This window comes from Pseudomonas sp. PDM24, assembly GCF_019218905.1.
GTDB lineage: Bacteria > Pseudomonadota > Gammaproteobacteria > Pseudomonadales > Pseudomonadaceae > Aquipseudomonas.
The window spans coordinates 187,061-201,024 of sequence record NZ_JAHUWR010000001.1; the positions used below are offsets into that span (position 1 = coordinate 187,061).

Sequence of the window (13,964 nt, forward strand, 5' to 3'; positions counted from 1 at the left end):
AGCACCACCATGACCGCCATCGCTCGTATCACTCTCCTCAGTATGGTTTTGGGGTTAAGCGCCTGTGCGGTCCAGCAGCCCGAGCCCACACGGCTGCCGCCAATCCCGCCTTCGGGGCCAAGCACCAAACCGCCTCCAACGACGACACCGAGCAAACCGAGCATCCCGGTCAAACCGTCCAAGCCGATTCCACGCACTTCCGCCAGCTTCGCCCCGCCACCGGGGGGCAACAGTCATTGGGATGCGAAACTCGGCGTTTACGTTCTCGATGATCAGACCAACACCTTCTACCGCCAGCGCACCTACTACCGCTGGAACAACGGCTGGAGTCGCTCGATCAGCCCCAACGGGCCATGGGAAGAGACGGACATCCATGGCGTGCCGGGTGGGTTAGGCAGAAAATTCGGGCAGTGAATGGAAACGGCGATCTGAGGATCGCCGTTTTGCTTTTTGGGGGCTGAAAAGATCGCAGGCTTCGCCAGCTCCTACAGGATCGCGTACGACTTGCCGACATGGGTTGGGGAATGCTGGAACTCGACATCTCGCCCTATCTGGGCAAGACCGAGAAGGTCAACGTGACGCTGCCTGGCTACGTGATCCAGCGCATTGACCGCTATGTGCGAGAGCACAATGTCAAAAGCCGCTCCTCCTTTCTCGCGGATGCGGCGATGGAGAAACTGGTTCGGCATTGAGGGGTATCAACCGAATCGCCTTCGCGGGCAAGCCTCGCTCCTACAGGTCTTACACTAACCCTGTAGGAGCGAGGCTTGCCCGCGAAGCTTTTAGCGTCCTAAGCCGTTGCCAACGAACGCCTTTGCGAAACACTCAAAAACCGCAACAACGCCAACAATGGAAACGCACTACCCACAATCACGATCCACAACCAGCCGCCATGCTCATACACCGCGCTGGCCACCGAAGAACCAAACGCGCCGCCGATGAAGATGCTGGTCATGTACAGCGCATTCAGACGGCCGCGGCTTTTAGCGTCGAGGGTGTAGACCGCGCGTTGGCCGAGGACCATGTTCATTTGCACGCAGAAATCCAGCACCACCCCCGTCACCGCGAGGCCGATAACGCTGTAGACCGGGTGGATGAAGGCGGGCAGGAAGCTCAGGCTGGCGAACAGCAGGGCCAGCAGCGAGGCGATGCGGGTATGACCGGCATCGGCCAGTCGACCGGCGATGGGTGCGGCAATCGCGCCAATGGCGCCAACCAGGGCGAAGATCGCGATCTGGGTTTGCGACAGCCCATGATTACGCGACAGTTCCAGCGGCACCGCAGTCCAGAACAGGCTGAAGGTGGCGAACATGCAGGCTTGGTAAAACGCGCGCTGACGCAATACCGGCTGCTGACGCAACAGCGTCCAGAGCGAACCCAACAACTGGCCATAAGAAGCGCTGTGATCTGGCTGGCGCTTGGGAATGGTCAGGGCCAGCACAATGCTGATGGCCGCCATCAATACCGCAGCGATGATGAACATCGCACGCCAGCCGAAGTGATCGGCTATTACGCTGGATACCGGTCGAGCCAGCAGAATCCCCAGCAGCAAACCACCCATGATGCCGCCGACCACGCGGCCGCGCGATTCTTCCGGCGCCAGATGGGCGGCCAGTGGAATCAGGATCTGTACCGACACTGAGCTGAACCCCACCAGCAACGAGATCAGCAGAAACACGTTCGGCTGATCGGTGAATGCCGCGCCCAACAGACTGGCAATCGCCACCACGGTGGTGATGATCATCAAGCGGCGGTTTTCCAGCAGATCACCCAAGGGCACCAGGAAGAACAGACCCAACGCATAACCAATCTGTGTCAGCGAAACGATCAGGCTGGCCATGGTGTCGGTCAGGCCGATGTCCGGCGCGATCAGGCCGATGATCGGCTGGGCGTAGTAGATGTTGGCTACGATGGCGCCGCAGCAGAAGGCGAAGAGCAGCACCATGCCTCGGGTCATTGTGGTGGCACCGTGGGGCACCTGAGTCGCTGGGTTCATAACGTGGCTCGTTGAAAAAGAAGGAATGCGCAGAGGCTAATCGGCTGGCTGGAGCGGCGGAAGGGGAAATAGGGTGATAGTAATCATGCCTCTGAAGAATGATTGAGAGAGGCCGTTCATTGGGTCTCCTGGCTCCCACAAAAAAGGCGACCTATGAAGGTCGCCTTTTCATTGGCCTCAGGAATTACTGACCGCTGTAAATCTGATCGAAAACCCCGCCATCATTGAAGTGGGTCTTCTGCACCGTGCGCCAGTCACCAAAGGTCTTCTCCACCGAAAGGAAATCAACCTTCGGGAAGCGATCGGTGTACTTGGCCAATACCGCCGGATCACGCGGACGCAGGTAGTTGGCCGCCGCAATTTCTTGACCTTCCGGCGACCACAGGTACTTCAAATATTCCTCGGCAGCAGCGCGAGTGCCTTTTTTCTCGACCACTTTGTCGACCACAGACACTGGCGGCTCTGCTTCGGCGGAAACGCTTGGGTAGATCACTTCGAACTGGTCGCGGCCAAACTCACGCGCAATCATTTCCGCTTCGTTTTCAAAGGTCACCAGCACGTCGCCGATCTGGTTGGTCATGAATGTGGTAGTCGCTGCACGGCCACCGGTATCCAGCACTGGCGCTTGCTTGAACAGTTTGCCGACGAAGGCTTTGGCCTTGTTCTCGTCGCCGCCGTTTTTCAGCACATAACCCCACGCCGAGAGGTAGGTATAGCGGCCGTTGCCCGAGGTTTTCGGGTTGGGGACGATCACTTGCACACCGTCCTTGAGCAGGTCGGGCCAGTCTTTCAATGCTTTCGGGTTGCCTTTGCGCACGATAAACACGGTGGCCGAGGTGAATGGCGCGCTGTTGTTCGGCAGGCGCGTAACCCAGTTGTCCGGGACCAGTTTGCCGTTGTCCGCCAGGGCGTTGATGTCGGTGGCCATGTTCATGGTGATGACATCAGCCGGCAGGCCATCGATCACTGAGCGCGCCTGCTTGCTGGAACCGCCGAAGGACATTTGCAGCGTGATGTTTTCGTTGTGCTCGGCTTGCCAGTGTTTCTGGAAGGCAGCGTTGTAGTCCTTGTAGAAATCTCGCATCACGTCGTAGGAAACGTTAAGCAGGGTCGGTGCAGCCTGAGCCACGCTGCCCAAGACCAGGCCAGCGGCCAGAAGTGAGGCGCCAAAGAGTTTTTTCACTGCGCATTCCTTGTTTTATCAAACATGTTCTATGGAAAGTGTTGGCAATTTGCCAGCGACTATAGCCGGGCTCGCATAGTCCTTTAAAGATTAAAAAGCACTTTGCTTATTCCAGTTTCTTGAACAGCGCGTTGCCGCAACGGGAGCAAAATGCTGCGCCGTGTTCGTGACTGTTTTTCTCGCAGGTCGGGCAATCGTGTTGCAATTGTTCGCCGCGCATCGCGTTGGCCAGTTCCGCGGTAAAGATCCCTGTGGGCACGGCGATGATCGAGTAACCGGTGATCATCACCAGCGACGAAACCACCTGACCCAATGGCGTCCTGGGCACGATATCGCCAAATCCCACGGTAGTCAGTGTGACGATGGCCCAATAGATGCCTTTGGGGATGCTGGTGAAGCCGTGTTCCGGGCCTTCGATCACGTACATCAGAGTGCCGAACACCGTCACCAGGGTGCTGACGCTGAGCAGAAACACCACGATCTTCTGCTTGCTGCCGCGCAGCGCCGTCATCAAGTAGTTGGCTTGCTTCAGATACGGGCTGAGCTTGAGCACGCGGAAAATCCGCAGCATCCGAATGATCCGGATAATCAGCAGGTACTGCGCATCGCTGTAATACAACGCAAGAATGCCGGGCACGATCGCCAGCAAGTCCACCAGCCCATAGAAGCTGAACGCGTAGCGCAGCGGCTTGGGCGAGCAGTACAGGCGCAGACCGTATTCGATGGCGAAAACGATGGTGAAGCCCCATTCGATGTACGCCAGTATGTCGGCGTAGTTCTGATGAACGCTGTCGATACTGTCCAGAATCACGATCACCAGGCTCGCCAGGATGATCAACAACAGAATGCTGTCGAAGCGGCGACCGGCCGGAGTATCGGATTGGAAAATGATGACGTAAAGGTCTTCACGCCAGTTTTTATTGCTGTCCATGGAAAACGCCTGAACCAAGAATCAGCGAAGCCTAGGTCGATTCTCCCCGGTAGCGCAAGGCGCGCTGTCCATGGCGGCCTGACGCAGCACCCGAATGCCTGCGCGAATCAGCCAGCAGGCGAGGATGAAGGGTGCCGTCAGCGTTGCCAGCCCCAGTGCGACGAACCCCGGCGTGAGCAACACCACCAGCAGGATTCCCAACAATGGCAGCCAAGGCTGGCGACGATTTTGGCTGAAGGCGAGGGCGGCAAGCACGGCGTTGTAGCCGCTCAAACCCAGCAGCGCGGTTGATGTTTCGTGATGCAGAAGGGCGAAACCGAGGCCGGCAGCGGAGCCGAGCAGCGCCCACAGGAAGGCACGATGGTCAGCGATCAGCAAACCCATGGCAATCAGAGCACCGGCCAGCGGATGACCGAGAAACAGCACCTGACCGAGCCCTTTCAATGACGCGGCAAGCAAGTTGAGTGTGGTCATTTCGATCAGCGGCGCGGGCTGCTGGGGGGCGGCAAACGACAGTAGCAACCAGCTCATCCCGACGAAGGGCGCGGTGTAGGCGGGAAGGCAATCATGATCGCGCGAATGCTTGAGCCATTGCTGGGTGAGCATCGCACTCAGGCCGCCAGCGGCAATGATTAGCGGCGGCAATAACGCTGACCACGGGAAATAAAGGCTCAGCAGCAGACCGAGCAGAATACCGTTGTAACTGAACAGGCCGGCCTGACGATCAGCCTTTGTGTAACCGCGACGTTGCGCGGTGAGCAACCCGGCGACCCCTCCCAGCAACGCACCGCCGAGCAGGGCCGGAGCGCTGAACAGAATCGCCAACAGACACAGCAGACCGCACAGCGGATGGCGCTGGAGAAAGATTTGACTGAAGCCATTGAGCAGGGCAGTGGCCCAGTCGGGGCATTGGGTGTTGAAGTGGTTGGCAGGCATTTTAGGTCTGTGTGTCAGAGGAGCCGAGTCGCCTGCTTCGCGAGCAAGCCCGCTCCCACATTAGTCTTGTGTCGAACTCAGATTAAATGTGGGAGCGGGCTTGCTCGCGAAGAGGCCGGTACAGGCGCTAAATCAACGTCTCAATGCGCAACGAATTGGTTGACCCCGGCTGCCCAAACGGCACTCCCGCCGTGATCAACAACGTATCGCCGCGTTGAGCCATCCCCTGTGCCTGGGCAATCTCCAACGCCGTCGAGCACACTTCATCCACCTGGCGCAGCCGATCATTGACCACCGAGTGCACGCCCCACGCTACCGTCAAACGCCGCGCGGTTTGCAAATTCGGCGTCAGGTTGAGGATCGGCACCGTTGGCCGTTCCCGCGCAGCCCGCAGGCTTGAGGTGCCGGACTCGCTGTAGTTCACCAACACCGCCACCGGCAGCACGTTGCTGATGCGGCGGATCGCGCAGCTGATCGCGTCGGACACCGTGGCCTCGGCTTTCGGCCGGCTCACGTCCAGTTGGGCCTGATAGTCCGGGCCGTTTTCCACCTGACGGATGATCTTGCTCATCATCTGCACAGCTTCAAGCGGATATTCACCGGACGCGGTTTCCGCCGACAGCATCACCGCGTCCGCGCCTTCGGCCACCGCATTGGCGACGTCAGTGACTTCGGCGCGGGTCGGGGCGGGAGAGAAACGCATCGACTCCAGCATCTGCGTCGCCACCACCACCGGTTTGCCGAGTTGGCGGCAAGTGCTGATGATGTTTTTCTGGATTTGCGGCACGCTTTCGGCCGGCACTTCCACGCCCAGATCACCGCGAGCGACCATGATCGCATCGCTCAATTCGGCGATTTCACGCAGTTGAGTCACGGCCGAGGGTTTCTCGATCTTGGCCATCAAGAAGGCCTTGTCGCCGATCAATGCGCGGGCTTCGCGGATGTCTTCCGGGCGTTGCACGAACGACAGCGCGACCCAATCCACCCCCAGCTCCAGACCAAAGCTCAAGTCGCGACGATCCTTGGTGGTCAACGGGCTCAGGTCGAGCACCGCTTGCGGCACGTTGACGCCTTTGCGATCCGACAGCTCGCCGCCATTGAGCACTGTGGTGTCGATGGCGTCGGCGTATTTGGTCACCACCCGCAGGCGCAGCTTGCCGTCGTCCAGCAGCAGGTCCATGCCAGGCGTAAGCGCGGCGATGATTTCCGGGTGAGGCAAGTTGACCCGGCGCTCATCGCCCGGCGTCGGGTCCAGGTCCAGACGCAAGGCCTGACCGCGATACAACTGCACTTTGCCACGGGCGAATTTGCCGACCCGCAGTTTCGGGCCTTGCAGGTCCATCAGTATCCCCAGCGGGTAATTCAGCTGACGCTCGACCTCACGAATCCATTGATAGCGCTGGGCGTGGTCGGCGTGATCGCCGTGGCTGAAGTTCAGGCGAAAGATATTGACCCCGGCCTGCACCAGCTCACGGATGTCGTCGATCCCGTTGGTGGCCGGGCCAAGGGTGGCGAGGATTTTGACCTTCTTATCAGGCGTCATGTTTAGTGCTCTCGAGAATCAGGATGGCGCGGAAGTCGTTGACGTTGGTGCGGGTCGGCTCGGTGACGATCAGCGCATCCAGCGCCGCGAAATAGCCGTAGCCATTGTTGTTGTCCAGTTCATCGCAGGCAGCGAGGCCGAGGGCGGCAGCGCGGGCGTAACTGTCTGGGGTCATGATGGCGCCGGCGTTGTCTTCGGAGCCGTCGATGCCGTCGGTGTCACCCGCCAAGGCGTAGACGCCGGGCAGGCCTTTGAGGCTGTCGATCAGGCTTAGCAGGAATTCGGCGTTGCGCCCGCCACGGCCATTGCCGCGCACGGTGACGGTGGTTTCGCCGCCGGACAGAATCACGCACGGAGCTGCCAGCGGCTGGCCGTGCTGGACGATCTGCCGCGCAATGCCGGCGTGGACTTTCGCCACGTCCCGGGATTCACCTTCCAGGTCGCCGAGAATCAACGGACTGAAACCGGCCTGACGGGCTTTCACCGCCGCCGCTTCGAGCGATTGCTGTGGGCGGGCGATCAACTGGAAATGACTGCGGGCCAGGCTCGGATCGCCGGGTTTGACTGTTTCCGATTCCGCGCTTTGCAGCCAGTTACGCACCGAGGCCGGGACTTCGATGCCATAACGCTTGAGGATCGCCAGCGCTTCGGCCGAGGTGCTCGGGTCGGCCACGGTGGGGCCGGACGCGATGACCGTGGCGAGATCGCCCGGTACATCGGAAATCGCATAGGTATAAACCGTGGCCGGCCAGCAGGCTTTGCCCAGACGACCGCCCTTGATCGCCGAGAGGTGCTTGCGCACGCAATTCATCTCGCCGATGGTCGCGCCGGATCTGAGCAGGGCTTTGTTGATCGACTGTTTGTCGGCGAGGGTGATGCCGGCGGCGGGTAGTGCCAACAATGCCGATCCACCGCCAGACAGCAGGAAGATCACGCGGTCGTCTTCGCTCAGGTCGCTGACCAGTTCCAGCACCCGTTTCGCAACAGCCAAACCAGCCGCATCCGGCACCGGGTGCGCGGCTTCGACCACTTCGATTTTTTCGCACGGGGCGCCGTGACCGTAACGGGTCACCACCAGGCCGGACACTTCACCCTGCCAGCAGCGCTCGACCACCTGAGCCATGGCCGCTGCGGCTTTACCGGCGCCGATGACGATCACCCGACCGCTACGATCTTTGGGTAAATGAGCTTCGAGGACGTGCTGCGGATGGGCTGCGTCGATGGCTGTGGCAAACAGCTCGCGCAGCAGTTGTTGCGGATCGACCGACATGGCGGGCTCCCGGAATTCTTGTTATTGGAGAAAGCTGCTTGCCCCTGTAGGAGCGAGGCTTGCCCGCGAACCGGCCACCTCGGTGTTTCTGCTGCACCGAGGCGATCCCTTCGCGGGCAAGCCTCGCTCCTACAGGGGCGGGTGATGGTGTTATTTATCGCGAATCGAGAAATTCGCCATGTGTTCCAGGCCTTTGATCAGCGCCGAGTGGTCCCAGTTGCTGCCGCCAATGGCCGCGCAGGTGCTGAACACTTGCTGGGTATTGGCGGTGTTCGGCAGGTTGATGCCCAGTTCGCGAGCGCCGGCCAGGGCCAGGTTCAGGTCCTTCTGGTGCAGGCTGATGCGGAAGCCTGGATCGAAAGTGCCTTTGATCATGCGCTCGCCATGGACTTCAAGGATCTTCGACGAGGCAAAACCGCCCATCAGCGCTTCACGCACCTTGGCTGGATCGGCACCGTTTTTCGAGGCGAACAGCAGGGCTTCGGCCACGGCCTGGATGTTCAGCGCGACGATGATCTGGTTCGCCACTTTCGCGGTTTGACCGTCGCCGTTGCCACCGACCAGGGTGATGTTTTTGCCCATGGCCTGGAACAGCGGCAGGGCGCGTTCGAAGGCATCGGCATCGCCGCCGACCATGATGCTCAGGGTCGCAGCCTTGGCGCCGACTTCGCCGCCGGAAACCGGGGCGTCGAGGTACTGCGCGCCTTTCTCGTTGATTTTGGCTGCGAAGGCTTTAGTGGCAGTCGGCGAGATCGAGCTCATGTCGATCACGACTTTGCCCTTGCTCACGCCTGCCGCAACGCCATCGGCGCGGAACAGCACGTCATCGACCTGCGGAGTATCCGGGACCATGACGATGATGAATTCGGCTTCCTGGGCCACTTCTTTCGGGTTCGCCAGGGCGACGGCGCCGGCGGCGATCAGGTCGGCAGGGGCTGGGTCGTGGTGTGCCGACAGGAACAGGCTGTGACCGGCTTTCTGCAGGTTCAACGCCATTGGGTGGCCCATGATGCCGGTGCCGATAAATCCGATTTTAGCCATGAGAAAATCCTCTTGTTTTTATTGCTCTGTTCGCAAAATTCGTGGGATGGCAGCGAGGACGCCTTCGCGGGCAAGCCTCGCTCCTACAGACAATTCTGGCCCCCCGTAGGAGCGAGGCTTGCCCGCGAAGAACGATGACGCGGTGTCAGATCAAATCGCGTTATGGGTTTTCAACCAGCCCAAGCCTGCCTCAGTGGTGGTCAGCGGCTTGTATTCGCAGCCAACCCAACCCTGATAACCGATGCGGTCCAGGTGTTCGAACAGGAAGCGGTAATTGATTTCACCGGTGCCCGGTTCGTTGCGCCCTGGGTTGTCGGCCAACTGGATGTGGTTGATCTCGTCCAGGTGCGCGGCCATGGTGCGGGCCAGGTCGCCCTCCATGACTTGCATGTGATAGATGTCGTATTGCAGGAACAGGTTGGCGCTGCCGACTTGTTCGCGAATCGATAGGGCTTGCGCCGTGTTGTTCAGGTAGAAGCCTGGGATGTCACGGGTGTTGATCGCTTCCATCACCAGTTTGATGCCCACCGCTTGCAGCTTGTCGGCCGCGTACTTGAGGTTGGCGACAAAGGTCTTTTCCACGGTGGCATCGTCGACGCCTTGTGGACGAATACCGGCCAGACAGTTGATCTGGGTGTTGCCCAGCACTTTGGCGTAAGCGATGGCCAGATCGACACCGGCGCGGAATTCTTCGACCCGATCCGGCAGGCACGCGATACCGCGCTCGCCCTTGGCCCAGTCCCCGGCCGGTAGGTTGAACAGCACCTGGGTCAAGCCATTGGCATCGAGCCTGGCCTTGATTTCGGCGGAGCTGAAATCGTAGGGAAACAGGTATTCGACACCACTGAAGCCGGCCTTGGCGGCAGCGTCGAAACGGGCAAGAAAATCCTGCTCGGTGAACAGCATGGACAGGTTGGCTGCGAAACGCGGCATGGTGGTCTCCCGTATAGGTATGGTCATCGTTCCCGGATCCCACAGTGGGAACGATCAGCAGTTAATCGAGCAGCGAAATCGCCGTTGGCGCATCGTTGCCGACCAGCGCCAGGTCTTCGAATTCGTTGACGGCGTTGATCTCGGTGCCCATGGAAATGTTGGTCACGCGCTCCAGAATGATTTCGACGATCACCGGCACTTTGAACTCCTCGATCAGTTCCTGAGCCTTGCGCAGGGCGGGCTGGATCTGAGCCGGTTCGAACACCCGCAACGCCTTGCAACCCAGGCCTTCGGCGACAGCGACGTGGTCGACACCGTAACCGTTGAGTTCCGGAGCGTTGAGGTTGTCGAAAGACAACTGCACGCAGTAGTCCATGTCGAAACCGCGCTGGGCCTGACGGATCAAACCCAGGTACGAGTTGTTCACGACAACGTGGATGTACGGCAGCTTGAACTGCGCGCCTACTGCCAGTTCTTCAATCATGAACTGGAAGTCATAATCCCCAGACAGCGCCACCACCTTGCGGGTCGGATCAGCCTTGACCACGCCGAGTGCGGCCGGAATGGTCCAGCCCAACGGGCCGGCCTGGCCGCAGTTGATCCAGTGACGCGGTTTGTAGACGTGCAGGAACTGCGCGCCGGCAATCTGCGACAGACCGATGGTGCTGACGTAGCAGGTGTCCTTGCCGAACACCTGGTTCATTTCTTCGTAAACCCGCTGCGGCTTGACCGGCACGTTGTCGAAGTGAGTTTTGCGCTGCAGGCTGGCTTTGCGTTGCTGGCAGTCTTGTAGCCAGGCGCTGCGGTTTTTCAGCTTGCCGGCGGCTTGCCATTCGCGAGCGACTTCGATGAACACGGTCAACGCGGCAGCGGCGTCGGACACGATGCCCAGGTCCGGGGTGAACACGCGGCCGATCTGGGTCGGTTCGATGTCGACATGAATGAACTTGCGGCCTTCGGTATAAACGTCGACCGAACCGGTGTGACGGTTAGCCCAACGGTTACCGACGCCCAGCACCACGTCGGACTTCAGCATTGTGGCGTTGCCGTAACGGTGTGAGGTTTGCAGGCCGACCATGCCAACCATCAGCGGGTGATCGTCCGGGATGGTGCCCCAGCCCATCAGGGTCGGGATCACTGGAATGCCGGTCAGCTCAGCGAACTCCACCAGCAACTCGCTGGCGTCGGCATTGATGATGCCACCACCGGCCACCAGCAATGGACGTTCAGCCTGATCGAGCATGGCCAGGGCCTTCTCGATCTGTACGCGATTAGCGGTCGGCTTGGCCAGCGGCAGCGACTCATAAGCGTCGATGTCGAATTCGATTTCAGCCATCTGCACGTCGAACGGCAGGTCGATCAGCACTGGGCCAGGGCGGCCGGAGCGCATTTCATAGAAGGCTTTCTGGAACGCGTAAGGCACCTGGCCAGGCTCCATGACGGTGGTCGACCACTTGGTGACCGGCTTGACTATGCTGGTGATATCGACGGCCTGGAAGTCTTCCTTGTGCATCCGGGCCCGCGGTGCCTGGCCGGTGATGCACAGGATCGGGATCGAGTCGGCCGAGGCGCTGTAGAGCCCGGTGACCATGTCGGTACCGGCCGGGCCGGAGGTGCCGATGCACACGCCGATGTTGCCGGCCTTGGTGCGGGTGTAGCCCTCGGCCATGTGCGAGGCGCCTTCAACGTGGCGAGCGAGGACGTGATCGATGCCACCGACCTTCTGCAAGGCGGAGTACAGCGGGTTGATCGCGGCGCCCGGGATGCCAAAAGCGGTATCAACCCCTTCACGGCGCATCACCAGAACGGCGGCTTCGATTGCTCTCATTTTGCTCATGGTTTTGTGCCTCTTACGTTTTGTAATTGTATACAAGTGGCTTTGCGCAGAGTGTATTCATGGCGGACGGCGCAGGTCAATCCATTTTCTCAAGCAGCTGTTTCATTCGTCGGAAGCCCGAAGGACTGTGGCTTTTCGTCGCATGTGGAGCTTTTCGAGAATTATTGTATACAAAAAAATAATTCATTGTGTTCTATTTGTTGCATCGGATTGCGCAACAAAAAGCAATCCAACGGCTTTCCCAATAACAAAATGAGGACGGCACCATGAGCGCTTTAACCTTGAACGTCGCAGTCAACCTGGCCAACCAGGCCATCTCCGCAGGCCGTGCAATCTCTGCCGCGCCCTTGACCGTTGCCGTGCTGGACGCCGGCGGGCACTTGATAACGCTGCAGCGCGAAGACGGCGCCAGCCTGCTACGCCCGCAGATCGCCATCGGCAAAGCCTGGGGTGCGATCGCCCTGGGCAAAGGCTCACGCCTGCTGGCCCAGGACGCCCAACAACGCCCGGCCTTCTTCGCCGCGCTGAATAGCCTGGGGCAGGGCAGCGTCGTCCCGGTACCGGGCGGCGTGTTGATTCGGGATCAGGAAGGGAGTGTGTTGGGGGCGGTGGGTATCAGCGGTGATTTGTCTGATGTTGATGAGCAATGTGCGATCAGAGCGATCGAGGCGCAGGGGTTGAGGGCGGATGCGGGGGTGGTTGGTTGATCTTCAGCGGCTGATCGAATGTCATCGCGGGCAAGCCCGCTCCCACAGGTTCCTGCTGGTGAACACAAAACCTGTGAACACCATCGATCCTTGTAGGTGAACACAAAATCTGTGAACACCCTCGATCCTTGTAGGTGAACACAAAATCTGTGAACACTTTCGATCCTTGTGGGAGCGGGCTTGCCCGCGATGGCGGCCTCATGGACACATCTGGATAACGGACTGTCGCGGTCTATGGGCCGCTGAGGTCTAGTCTTCTGATGAATCCATCATGAAGGGGCAACGGATTGCCTGATCTTCCTGCTTCACATCGCCTAAGAAAGGGGCGCTATGCCGAACCTAATCGAATCTACTTACTGACTACCAATACACTTGATCGCGAGCCGGTATTTGCGGATTTCGCATTGGGCAGGTTGGTTGTTCATCAATTTCGCCAAGCACAGAACACGGGGTTAGTGAATTCACTGGCATGGGTGGTTATGCCTGATCACTTCCATTGGCTTGTCGAGTTGGAGAAATGTTCGCTCAGTAACCTGATGCGTCAAACCAAGTCACTGATTACGCGGGAGGTGAATATTTCCAGTAACAGGAACGGACCACTTTGGCAGCAGGGCTATCACGACCGGGCATTGAGGCGAGAAGAAGACTTGGTGAAGATGGCACGGTATGTAGTGGCCAATCCATTGCGGGCAGGTCTTGTAGAGCGGCTTGGCGACTATCCGTTGTGGGATGCCATCTGGCTTTAAGAATTTAGATAGAGTCGCCTTCATCGCGGGCAAGCCCGCTCCCACAAGGATTGAGGGTGTTCACATATTTTGTGTACACCACCGAACCTGTGGGAGCGGGCTTGCTCGCGATTGGGGTTCGCTCAGTCTATCAGTCCAGCTCACACCCCTTAAGCACCAACCGGATAATCGTCTGCGCCGCCGCTTCATAGTCGGCCTCATCCAGCTTGGCTTTACCGGTAACCGCAGAGATCTGCCAGTCGAAGTCGGCATAGGTCTGGGTCGCGGCCCAGATGCTGAACATCAGGTGGTTGGGGTCGATCGGGGCGATCTGGCCGCGGTCGATCCAGGTCTGGATGCAGTCGATGTTGTGCCTCGCCTGGCCGTTGAGCTGCTCGACCAGGTCGGGGCTCAGGTGCGGGGCGCCGTGCATGATTTCGCTGGCGAACACTTTGGAGGCGAAGGGCAGGTCACGGGAGATGCGGATTTTCGAGCGAATGTAGCCGCTCAGCACTTCGCTGGGCACGCCGTCGGCGTTGAACGGCGTCGAGGCCTGCAGGATTGGCTCGATGATGCTTTCCAGGACCTCGCGGTAGAGATTTTCCTTGGATTTGAAGTAGTAGTAGACGTTAGGCTTGGGCAGCCCGGCCTTGGCCGCGATGTCACTGGTTTTGGTCGCAGCGAAGCCCTTGTCGGCAAATTCTTCACTGGCGGCACGCAGGATCAGTTCTTTGTTGCGCTCGCGGATGGTGCTCATAAACCAAGGAGTTCCTTGCCTGTTCTGGCGGTTGCGCATGGTAGCACCGGCCTCGCGCGGCGCTCAAGAATGCCCCGTGTAGCCTCGGGTCGCGCTATGCTGCGC

13 protein-coding genes and 1 pseudogene are annotated in these 13,964 nt (G+C 59.6%); 4 read left to right on the top strand and 10 right to left on the bottom strand.

The window, feature by feature from the left end:
• The first annotated feature begins 9 nt into the window (after positions 1–9).
• Positions 10–414 (top strand): hypothetical protein, encoded by a 405-nt coding sequence (locus tag KW837_RS00885; RefSeq protein WP_123496081.1) that lies wholly within the window; start codon positions 10–12, stop codon positions 412–414.
• Between the two features lie 89 nt (positions 415–503).
• Positions 504–692, top strand: a pseudogene (locus KW837_RS00890) (type II toxin-antitoxin system HicB family antitoxin); the annotation flags it as partial.
• A gap of 98 nt (positions 693–790) precedes the next feature.
• Here the strand turns inward: KW837_RS00890 and KW837_RS00895 are convergent.
• The 9 genes from KW837_RS00895 to gcl form a co-directional block, all read right to left on the bottom strand.
• Positions 791–1,996: an MFS transporter gene (locus KW837_RS00895; protein ID WP_218394200.1), complete on the bottom strand. Its 1,206-nt coding sequence runs from the start codon at positions 1,994–1,996 to the stop codon at positions 791–793.
• A 184-nt stretch (positions 1,997–2,180) separates the two neighbouring features.
• Positions 2,181–3,179, bottom strand: a complete 999-nt coding sequence (locus tag KW837_RS00900; protein WP_192345739.1) for a sulfate ABC transporter substrate-binding protein — start codon at positions 3,177–3,179, stop codon at positions 2,181–2,183.
• A gap of 106 nt (positions 3,180–3,285) precedes the next feature.
• A complete protein-coding gene (locus tag KW837_RS00905) occupies positions 3,286–4,110 on the bottom strand; it encodes an ion transporter (protein WP_123496095.1) in 825 nt (274 codons plus the stop codon).
• A gap of 21 nt (positions 4,111–4,131) precedes the next feature.
• Entirely contained in the window at positions 4,132–5,046 is a 915-nt protein-coding gene (locus tag KW837_RS00910) for an urea transporter (protein WP_218394201.1), read from the bottom strand.
• Between the two features lie 127 nt (positions 5,047–5,173).
• Positions 5,174–6,589: a pyruvate kinase gene (pyk, locus tag KW837_RS00915; RefSeq protein ID WP_218394202.1), complete on the bottom strand. Its 1,416-nt coding sequence runs from the start codon at positions 6,587–6,589 to the stop codon at positions 5,174–5,176.
• Positions 6,579–7,859, bottom strand: coding sequence for a glycerate kinase (locus KW837_RS00920; protein WP_218394203.1), 1,281 nt, complete (start codon positions 7,857–7,859; stop codon positions 6,579–6,581). The genes pyk and KW837_RS00920 overlap by 11 nt, the downstream gene beginning before the upstream one ends.
• Positions 7,860–8,009: 150 nt before the next feature.
• Positions 8,010–8,900 (bottom strand): 2-hydroxy-3-oxopropionate reductase, encoded by an 891-nt coding sequence (locus tag KW837_RS00925; RefSeq protein WP_030131742.1) that lies wholly within the window; start codon positions 8,898–8,900, stop codon positions 8,010–8,012.
• 150 nt (positions 8,901–9,050) lie between these two features.
• Positions 9,051–9,833, bottom strand: coding sequence for a hydroxypyruvate isomerase (gene hyi / locus KW837_RS00930; RefSeq protein ID WP_218394204.1), 783 nt, complete (start codon positions 9,831–9,833; stop codon positions 9,051–9,053).
• Positions 9,834–9,894: 61 nt separating this feature from the next.
• Positions 9,895–11,670 carry a glyoxylate carboligase gene (gcl, locus tag KW837_RS00935; RefSeq protein WP_218394205.1) on the bottom strand — a complete coding sequence of 592 codons (1,776 nt, stop codon included), beginning with the start codon at positions 11,668–11,670 and terminating at the stop codon, positions 9,895–9,897.
• A gap of 266 nt (positions 11,671–11,936) precedes the next feature.
• On the opposite strand from gcl, the gene KW837_RS00940 reads away from it, so the two are divergent.
• Together KW837_RS00940 and KW837_RS00945 are read left to right on the top strand one after the other, a co-directional pair.
• Positions 11,937–12,377 (top strand): heme-binding protein, encoded by a 441-nt coding sequence (locus KW837_RS00940; protein ID WP_218394206.1) that lies wholly within the window; start codon positions 11,937–11,939, stop codon positions 12,375–12,377.
• Positions 12,378–12,664: 287 nt separating this feature from the next.
• Positions 12,665–13,123, top strand: a complete 459-nt coding sequence (locus KW837_RS00945) for a transposase (RefSeq protein WP_218394207.1) — start codon at positions 12,665–12,667, stop codon at positions 13,121–13,123.
• Positions 13,124–13,253: 130 nt separating this feature from the next.
• On the opposite strand, the gene KW837_RS00950 is transcribed toward KW837_RS00945, so the two are convergent.
• Complete coding sequence (locus KW837_RS00950) at positions 13,254–13,859, bottom strand: TetR/AcrR family transcriptional regulator (RefSeq protein ID WP_030131738.1); 606 nt, start codon at positions 13,857–13,859, stop codon at positions 13,254–13,256.
• Positions 13,860–13,964: the final 105 nt, after the last annotated feature.

Bases quoted from the DNA above. Each gene is read 5' to 3' on its own strand.
- KW837_RS00885 (WP_123496081.1), top strand. From the start codon at position 10: ATGACCGCCATCGCTCGTATCACTCTCCTCAGTATGGTTTTGGGGTTA.
- KW837_RS00895 (WP_218394200.1), bottom strand. From the start codon at position 1,996: ATGAACCCAGCGACTCAGGTGCCCCACGGTGCCACCACAATGACCCGA.
- KW837_RS00905 (WP_123496095.1), bottom strand. From the start codon at position 4,110: ATGGACAGCAATAAAAACTGGCGTGAAGACCTTTACGTCATCATTTTC.
- KW837_RS00910 (WP_218394201.1), bottom strand. From the start codon at position 5,046: ATGCCTGCCAACCACTTCAACACCCAATGCCCCGACTGGGCCACTGCC.
- pyk (WP_218394202.1), bottom strand. From the start codon at position 6,589: ATGACGCCTGATAAGAAGGTCAAAATCCTCGCCACCCTTGGCCCGGCC.
- KW837_RS00920 (WP_218394203.1), bottom strand. From the start codon at position 7,859: ATGTCGGTCGATCCGCAACAACTGCTGCGCGAGCTGTTTGCCACAGCC.
- KW837_RS00925 (WP_030131742.1), bottom strand. From the start codon at position 8,900: ATGGCTAAAATCGGATTTATCGGCACCGGCATCATGGGCCACCCAATG.
- hyi (WP_218394204.1), bottom strand. From the start codon at position 9,833: ATGCCGCGTTTCGCAGCCAACCTGTCCATGCTGTTCACCGAGCAGGAT.
- gcl (WP_218394205.1), bottom strand. From the start codon at position 11,670: ATGAGCAAAATGAGAGCAATCGAAGCCGCCGTTCTGGTGATGCGCCGT.
- KW837_RS00940 (WP_218394206.1), top strand. From the start codon at position 11,937: ATGAGCGCTTTAACCTTGAACGTCGCAGTCAACCTGGCCAACCAGGCC.
- KW837_RS00950 (WP_030131738.1), bottom strand. From the start codon at position 13,859: ATGAGCACCATCCGCGAGCGCAACAAAGAACTGATCCTGCGTGCCGCC.